We start from the raw sequence: 8,361 nt of genomic DNA on the forward strand, positions 1-8,361 counted from the left end.
CTCGAGTCCATAACGCCCACAGCAGGGACAGCTTACCTTGTGCGCATTTTGCGCGAAAAAAGTGGGAGCGAAGCGACCCGTGCAAAATGTGCACAAGGTAAGACGTCCCGCAGAGGGCCGAAGGCCCGGAGCATACTGCCTGGCTTTGTTAAATGCTGACATTTGCCTCTAGCCTCGGGCCACAGATTTCCTTGGAATATGCTGCAGTTACTTTAGCCTCTAGAAATGGAGAAGTGACTGCAAATTGACCTTTTGCAAAGCCTCCACTTACTTTGAAAGCCAAAGGAGCTGCTAGCTCTCCAGCCACACCTTTAGCTTTTGGGTAAGCCCACAATATTACTGACTCCAAAGAGCTTCCATCTAACTTTGTCGGCACAGAGAAGTAAGTAACCCCATGCTCGGTTTCAAGAATAAATTTGCCGTTGCTTGGCGGCTCATAGTTGGAACATGTAAGTGCATTAGCGAAGCCTGCGAGTAACATTAGGGAAACAGATACGATAGCTTTCATGGGCATTTAACATTTATATACTGATCACCATGACCACTATTATCCTGATTACTGCCCCGGAATCAATTCTGTGCCAGATATATAAAATTGCCTTTTAAATCAATTAGTTATGCTGCCATGACACAATCGTACAAAATGCGATCACTCTCTCCAGAGTAAAAAACCGGCTCAGTGGCCGGTTGGGTACTTGGCAGAAACAACAACTGCAAGGTAGCCTGTTTATACCATTTTATTGGTGTATAACGTTCACTTAAAATACATCGCCAGGCGCCATTTTTAAAACTCTTGTCAAAAAAATAAATCCAACCCAGATTTGCTAGTGGCTAGATACATTATTATTAAAACCGATAGAGGTATAATAATGAGAGCAATCTTAGTGAAAATGCCGTGATACACCTCTAACCAATACCTTTCCCAACTTTTTAAAGGCCTACCGGCATATAGCTTCTTTGAAGCTGTACTCGCAATCCAGTTTCCCAATAATACATCAAAAATCTCCAATGGTACTATGACAAGCAATACTATGTAGATTTTTTGACTTAGCCATGATGCACCTAGTAAGTCATATTTGAAAGCCATAAGGAAGCCTGTAGCCAAAAGAGTGATGAATGCTAAGTGCTCCAGAATAACCGTAAGATAAAACACACGGCTAACTCTTTCAGCTAATGAGTTCGGCTTATAAGAGCCATCCTCGACAGTTTTCAATACAAACCACGCCCCGAGCGGTGGTCCTAGCCAAAATACAAGAGCCCCAAGGTGCACTAATTTAATTATCCCATACTCACTCAACGCTTAAGCACCCTGTGAGCAAATATCAGCATCCAAACGGTGCTGAGAACCATAGCTATTGCTGTAAAAATTTCCGCAGCTTTAACAGAGCCCATAGCAACGAAAAGAGATAACATCAGTCCTAGTATCCAGGCAGTAACGCCCCATGCAGCTATCCACGACTTTAGTACGCCTTGGTTAATTGCAAGAATCGTTAGCAATAAGCCACCCAAGTTATATAGACCATTACCAAGATAGCCAGTCAGGTGCATGGCGATTATCTCAAGTATCTCGACAGCATTGCTGCCAAGCTGTCTGCCTATGATCTCAGGAATTACAAACGCGTAGATTACTTCGGCAATTAAATCTGGGGCGATTCCCATGCCGACCAGAGCTATACCGATCATTCGCAGAAAATTCTGGGTTAGCTCATCCGCTAAGATTGCGCAAAAGACAAATAAACCAATTGCCGAAAGCATCCAGGTAAACCAAGATAATGACCAGATCAGGCCATTATCGGCTATAAAAACAATTCTTTCAGCGACAGTATTGTCCAACGGAAGCCCGCCTCTCATAGGTCCATTCATCAGGAAGCAAGCTAGTGTGATAATCACAACTATCACATGAATTGAATAAAACTTTATTAAATACAACCTCAGATCCATTCAAAGTCCTTTATTTCTTAACATTTACATAACGGTTACCGTGGCCACTATTATCCTGATTATCTTCTCTGAATCAATTCTGCGCCAATCCCGCAAAATTATTATAAAAATCAATTAGTTATACAAGAATGATACCACCGTACAAACCTGAGTCACTTTCTCCAGGCGTAAAAAAACCGGCTCAGTGGCCGGTTTGGGTCGTTGCACGGTGGTGTGGGGAGGGCGGGCTAGAAACTCGTCTTTACCCGATTAAATTTTCGCACCATGATTAGTTATACAAGCCTGACGCTGGAGCGACTTGGATATTTTTACTGGTAGTAAGCATGTTACCCCAAACCCAATTGTGGTGCTCTATTACCTTCTCGGCAGATAGGTGCGGCCTATCTGCTAAGGTGTGGCAGTCCGACACCACTGCAACTTCATAGTCATGGCTCACAGCTGATCTTATGGTCGTATCAACACAAAAATCTGTAGCCCAACCAGAGATAATTAACCTAGCCGGGTTTAACGTTCCTAGGACATGAGTGAGATTCGTTCTGTGAAATGCATCGTTTGTCGTCTTTCTTACAATAATGTCATCTTCACCCATATATAGTGACGAAAGAATTTCCCACCCTGGAGTATTTGGTGCCAATCCCTCCTCTTCTGTGCCATCATGCTGAATAAAGATTACTTTTCCATTACGCTTGCGCACACTCTTGGAGAGCCGATTAATTCGATCAATGACACCAACAGAATCAAACTTATCTGATGTGGAGAATGAGGCCTCTTGCATATCGATAATTATAAATATGTCCATGTAGTGTCCGGTCACTTTGTAGAACTTAACGCCCGGCTTTGGGGCGGACTTGTAGCTGCGAAGCAGCGGAACGGAGGTCCAGCCCCGGCTTGCCGGGGCGATGCACCATTGACTTGTTAAATGCATAGCCTCGCTACGACCATTGTATATTTGAAACTTCAAAATATTCTTCAGCTTCTTCTTTTGCTTCTTCAATTGAATCAAAGTGTAAATCCGCCGCAAAAAATCCCTCTGGCGTCATTATGAGGTGATATCCATTCTTGGCATTACCTTCGATTAGCAGCTCTATTTCTAGCTGCTTTACATATTTTATATCGTCTTCACGATCAGCAACTCTCCAGCCACCTTTAAGAATACGAATTTTCTGTACGATAGTGCTTTTCATCGTTTTGGGCATTTAACGAAAATAGATATGCGGAACCGTTAAGAAAGTTGGCAGTGCCTTTGCGCAAGCAAAGGGAATGACAACTTTTAGGTTTCCGCATCATCGGGTTGTTATTTGTTGCTCGTGGTACTCTGTACAAATTCACTACAAATATCTTTCTTCTTACTGTCTACCACGATTCGGAGAGAGAAATTAGCAGCACTAGGTTCGCGGCCTTGCTTCGAAGCTTACACGAAGGTCGAACCGTTGACTGTGGGCTTTCCCGCCAATACTGTTTATTTATACAGAACACTAACAATCACCTGCTATTCTTAATTGAACCCCTACAAAACTGGAGCGAGCGACCAATAATATTTATATAGTGATCACCATGACCACTATTATCCTGATTACTACCCCGGAAGCAATTCTGCGCCGTTTACCCACAATCCGCATTAAAAACAGCTTCTACATGAATTTAGCACAATCGTACAAAATACGATCACTCTCTCCAGAGTAAAAAACCGGCTCAGGGGCCGGTTTGGGTGGCTGGTTAGACCTTACCCGACAAGGACTTCCACCTTGCAAGAAGCCTCAAGCTTAGCTTGACGCACTAACGCCGTGATAATCGGCATGCGAAGCGCATCGTAGCATGTCCGGTGGAGCCCTGTAGGGACGGAAAGAAATTCATCACCTTGTTATGCTATTTTCTATTTGAGGCATATCTAAGTCAGTCAACTTTGCGTTGAAATTATGCCTGAATTCATAATCACCAATATATGCTAGAGCTATGCGTCCATGCCAGATTATTGAAAACTTACCATTCTCTGGGTTACGTAAAAATTTTATTTTATGGCAGGCGGCTGCATCATGGCCAAGTAAGTATATACGAAAAGCTGGCTCATCCCCCTCTTCAATATTATCTGGATGCATATCTACTAACACTTCATAACCATCTAGAAAGTCAGGATTATATTCAGATGCTTTACAAACTTTAAAGCCTCCCTCCAAAGTGCACGCGTGATAGTTACCCCATACAATGGGGGCTTCCCAGTCTGACTCGTATTCTACACCCTCATCATCCTCAATATCTCTTTCTGAGTAGTAAGCATCACTATCTAAATTAAAATCGAACCATACCTCACCATTTTTAACCGTTGCTGCCCACTCAAAAACTTCTATCGGATGACCTTCTGGCCATGGATTATTTTCAAAGTAGATTCTATTCTTTTTCATCAGTCTCTCTTAGAGCATACCATTTATATAGTAGTCACGGTGACTACTATACTTTGATTACCTTCCCTAAATCAATTCTGCGCCAACTCTCCACAGCCCGGATTAAAAACAGCTAGTTACATAGATTTGGCACAATCGTACAAAATATGAACACTCTATCCAGAGTAAAAAACCGGCTCAGTGGCCGGTTTGTTCATTTAAGTATCAAAGTTGCAGCAAGCGCAACATATCCTTATTTGTTATGAGTGTATTCTTTTACTTGCATACGAGTTTACGATACTACTACATATAGCTGATGGTACTGTAAAGATTAACAATAAGACTACACCGCTATCTAAATGGTTTGGAAAGCCTGTTAGTATTGTTAGGGCAACCAACAATATAAGCCCGTTTGCTACGCCCATTAAATAGTTGGGACTTTTTAGCTTATTCTTAAGAGATAAGAATAAAATCCAATTTATTAAACATGATGCCGCCGCTGGAATTAAGCCCATAGCGTAGGCGAAAAATAAAATCCCAAAAGGTAACTTTCCCACCACCCCAGCAACAATAATGGCTCCTATAAATGGGCCGACAATACAAAAGACAACCAGAGAATAAATAGCTGACTTCATTATCTCGATGCTGCGATTACTCATAACCTTTAAATACTGATAACAATGACCACTATTATCCTGATTACTGGCCCGGAATCAATTCTGCGCCACTCCCTTCATACGCCCTACCTTGGGTAGCTCCAGATTGCGGGGCCGGTACGCTTGTCCGGAATAGCTCCAAGATCATCCAGATGCAGGAATCGGCCGCTATGAGGGCCATGCTGCTTTACCCCAATGCCAGTGAACCCTTCCTCTATAGCGATCCCCAGCAGCTCATAGGCACGCCCACCTGAAACTGATACATCCACAGCCTGCCCGGTAGTGTGTGTCATGGTGGAGCCGATCCTGGCGCAGTGTGCCGGACAGCGATAACCCGAGTTGATCACCATCGGCTTGCTAAACCGCTCCCTAACCTTGATTAACCGGCACAGTGTGCCATCCGAGAAGTGGAGCTTCCCGCAACAGCGGCAGGATAACTCCACTTCCGTGAAGTAGTCGTTATTGAACATGGGAATGCCAAATGCGAAAAACCCGCCAGGTGGCGGGTTTTAATTGAGCTGAACGTAGAATTTACACTTCACAGAGAATTATTCTACAGGCAATAAAATGTGTTCTGGATAATGTAAACAATACAGACGTCCCGAAAGAATATATTTGATCTGCAATCAATAATACTATGCGGGTTCACAGTCGCAGAATGGTAGGCCCCCAAAAATCTCACACCACTTTGAATTACATTGGGCATACGCAGCAGATGAACCAATTGCAACTATAGCTGCAAAAGCACTCAGGGCAAAAACTTTTTTGATTTTCATTTTCAATCCTTTTTATTTTATGATTAGGGTAGATGGAATAAGAAAATACCAGTGCATTCTCTCAACTATTGAAATCATATTAAATAATAATTTATAGGTCAATTAATTTCTCAAAACTTTATTAATTCGTACAAGCGTGCGAGTTGATTTTGCATCTAGCTGCCCATCGACACGAGATCAACTCATCTTACTAACTTTGCCCGGTCGGCGTCACACACAGAAGTAGGTACTTAACCGTATTGGTACACCTTACCATACATGCCAAATCACTCATGACTCAGTGGCCTTACTGGGACCCCCAACCAGCCTTGAGGAAAATCCATTACTTCAAAATCATCGAGGTGTACCATTACGCGTTTTAGCTAGAAATCGTTATAGAGTACCCACCTGTTCCAGCACTTGGCTATTGCAAAGCATCTGGGGATTTCATCCATAAGGAATAGTAGTTTCGTGCCAGTCGGTCAAATTACAGCCATAAAAAAGCCCCGCCGGATTAACCAGGCGGGGCTTTCAAAGGGGGGGTATGGTCCCGCTGCGCATACTTCGCGACAGCTTAGCTTATAATAGTAGATACACGTGCGCACTGTCAATACATACAGACTGTATTAAAAGCCAGTTATGCGGCATTCTGCGCCAAAAGAAACGCCTCCAATGTTCCCTCAATTATTCGACACATATTTACCACCCAGGTTTTACCTTGACCAACCTTCTTGCACACATCCTGCATTTCCCACCGGTAGTAATACCGCAGCCAAAAAACCTTCTTCTCTAGCGCAGCCTTCTCCTTGTCCTGTCGCCTGGCTATCACATTCAGGTAAGCCAGTACTGCAGCATCCGTAAGGGCTGCTCTCTCGTAATCTATCGGGTCCGGGCTCTCCCTGCGCCCTGATAGCATCCTTCGGCCAAATGCTGCCATACAGGGCCAGTTCACCGAATCACCTGCACGCTCAGGATAGGCCCTGGACCACTCCCACAAGCGCTCGCGAATGCTGATTTCATTGATCATCTTTTCCCCTATCTCGATTAACCAACAAATTGCCGGAATCTCTTAGGCAGCTCGACCTGGCTCACTCCAGCACCTCTGCAATCAGTACCCGGGTGCAGCCCTGTCCACGCTTGGCTGGCGCCTGGGTGACTCGGCGCTTAACTACGCACTGGTTGTTATCGTTCTCGATCAAGCCCAGGCCGTGGGGATTGGTTCGGCTGGGCTTCTCCAGCACATCGATCAGCAGCTTTGTACCACCCTGCAGGTTGTCATCGTCCAGTTCGCCGGCAGAACCGCGTTCAATCTTGATATACACCTGTGCCAGAGGCTCGTTGGGCCGGCGCTGGCCACTTCTCACCAGGGCTGCCGCTACCTCCATGGCCAGCTGCTTTTTCACCGCCCTGCGCTTTCTCCAGTGCATCCGAAGTAACTGGTTGTTGGATGGCGTGGCCTGGGGCAAGGTGAATTCCAGAGTCCGCATTTGGTACACACTCAAAAAAATTAATTCGATTTGTTACATTCCGGGCAGGGTCTGCCCCGCTTAATCTCGGAAACGGATTCATCGCTCCTGACCCATCCAGTCTCGTAGCCACATTTTCGACATTTGAATTCAATGGCCCCGCGGCCAGCGCCATCATGGCCAGCATCCAATATGTGCAACATCACCCGTGGTGGCCTTCTGGGCTTGGTACCCGTAGCTGAGAACATATCCAGGGTTGGCATATTTCACCCTCTCCAAATGGCTTCGGTTTACTCTGCCGTCTCTGCAAACAGAGATTTCAGGCTGTCCAGGGTCTGGCGTCCAACCACCTTTGAGCGTTCCTGCGCAACCTTATCTGGCAGTTTCGGGGGCTCAAACTTCCGGTACATTTGCGATCCCGGTGTCGGTTGGCACATACCAGCAAACTCCGCATAGTTGGGTGGCCAGCTGTCGAACTCGCCCTGCTGGGCCGCCTCCTGGTTTCTGTACTCGACGTAGTTCATACCACGGCGCCATGCCATCTCGCTCAGATCTTGGGTCTTCTTCGCCCACAGCATGAAATCCTCGCTGTAGCAGCCGGCAGCCTTATCCGCTTCGGAGTCGTACAGAGCGTGCTGGGACGACCACTTGTGGCCGTACAGCTGGGTCATGCGCTTCCACAGGGCCAGCAGCAGCTTCTCGTGCTGAGGCTCTAGCGAACGCGGCGTTGATTTGTGCGTGCTCCTGCTGGAGGCGGTTGCCAGGGCCTGAGTTATGGTTTTCATTTGCACTTCCCTTGCTTTGACTCGACTTGATTTGTAACTGGTCAAACTGCTTACGCAACTTGGCTGGGCTGAGGATATTGGATTGCCAGAAATCATCGTTGTTGGCCCAAGTGAACACGCGGGCTATCTCTCGCAGTGAACGGTTATCCAGTTCACGCAGTTTTCGGCAGTCGTCAGCCCACCTGTCCAGGTTGGGAGGTTTAAATTTGGGCTGGAGCCTGCGGACACCTTCGAGAATAAAATTCGCCAAAGCGTAATCTTCGTCGGTAGCTTTCACCCGATTTTCTTTGGCAGCGTTTGGCAAGGAAGTATTAGGTTCATTGACTGGTTCAAGAGAGTGACTGGTTCTGGGTGACTCTGTGTCACTACCCCCTAGTGAC

The 8,361-nt window shown here is 45.8% G+C and carries 11 protein-coding genes; all 11 read right to left on the bottom strand.

Annotated features, from left to right (window positions below):
- Window positions 1-148 precede the first annotated feature (148 nt).
- Window positions 149-508 (bottom strand): hypothetical protein, encoded by a 360-nt coding sequence (locus ACL7TT_RS10150; RefSeq protein ID WP_413395158.1) that lies wholly within the window; start codon window positions 506-508, stop codon window positions 149-151.
- 288 nt (window positions 509-796) lie between these two features.
- On the bottom strand, window positions 797-1,213 hold the full coding sequence (locus tag ACL7TT_RS10155; protein WP_413395159.1) for a hypothetical protein: 417 nt from the start codon (window positions 1,211-1,213) through the stop codon (window positions 797-799).
- 80 nt (window positions 1,214-1,293) lie between these two features.
- On the bottom strand, window positions 1,294-1,941 hold the full coding sequence (locus tag ACL7TT_RS10160) for a hypothetical protein (protein WP_413395161.1): 648 nt from the start codon (window positions 1,939-1,941) through the stop codon (window positions 1,294-1,296).
- Between the two features lie 268 nt (window positions 1,942-2,209).
- Window positions 2,210-2,944, bottom strand: a complete 735-nt coding sequence (locus ACL7TT_RS10165; RefSeq protein ID WP_413395163.1) for an isochorismatase family protein — start codon at window positions 2,942-2,944, stop codon at window positions 2,210-2,212.
- A complete protein-coding gene (locus tag ACL7TT_RS10170) occupies window positions 2,874-3,125 on the bottom strand; it encodes a hypothetical protein (protein ID WP_299948047.1) in 252 nt (83 codons plus the stop codon). Before ACL7TT_RS10170 ends, ACL7TT_RS10165 begins: the two co-directional genes overlap by 71 nt.
- 669 nt (window positions 3,126-3,794) lie before the next feature.
- Complete coding sequence (locus tag ACL7TT_RS10175) at window positions 3,795-4,340, bottom strand: hypothetical protein (protein WP_299947569.1); 546 nt, start codon at window positions 4,338-4,340, stop codon at window positions 3,795-3,797.
- A 239-nt stretch (window positions 4,341-4,579) separates the two neighbouring features.
- Entirely contained in the window at window positions 4,580-4,954 is a 375-nt protein-coding gene (locus ACL7TT_RS10180) for a hypothetical protein (protein ID WP_413395165.1), read from the bottom strand.
- 107 nt (window positions 4,955-5,061) lie between these two features.
- Window positions 5,062-5,445: a D-Ala-D-Ala carboxypeptidase family metallohydrolase gene (locus ACL7TT_RS10185; protein ID WP_413395167.1), complete on the bottom strand. Its 384-nt coding sequence runs from the start codon at window positions 5,443-5,445 to the stop codon at window positions 5,062-5,064.
- Between the two features lie 922 nt (window positions 5,446-6,367).
- Window positions 6,368-6,757 (bottom strand): hypothetical protein, encoded by a 390-nt coding sequence (locus tag ACL7TT_RS10190; protein WP_413395169.1) that lies wholly within the window; start codon window positions 6,755-6,757, stop codon window positions 6,368-6,370.
- A gap of 61 nt (window positions 6,758-6,818) precedes the next feature.
- Entirely contained in the window at window positions 6,819-7,217 is a 399-nt protein-coding gene (locus tag ACL7TT_RS10195; protein WP_413395171.1) for a hypothetical protein, read from the bottom strand.
- A gap of 269 nt (window positions 7,218-7,486) precedes the next feature.
- On the bottom strand, window positions 7,487-7,981 hold the full coding sequence (locus ACL7TT_RS10200) for a hypothetical protein (RefSeq protein WP_413395172.1): 495 nt from the start codon (window positions 7,979-7,981) through the stop codon (window positions 7,487-7,489).
- Window positions 7,982-8,361 lie beyond the last annotated feature (380 nt).

The organism is Microbulbifer jejuensis (assembly GCF_047289955.1).
Classification (GTDB): domain Bacteria; phylum Pseudomonadota; class Gammaproteobacteria; order Pseudomonadales; family Cellvibrionaceae; genus Microbulbifer.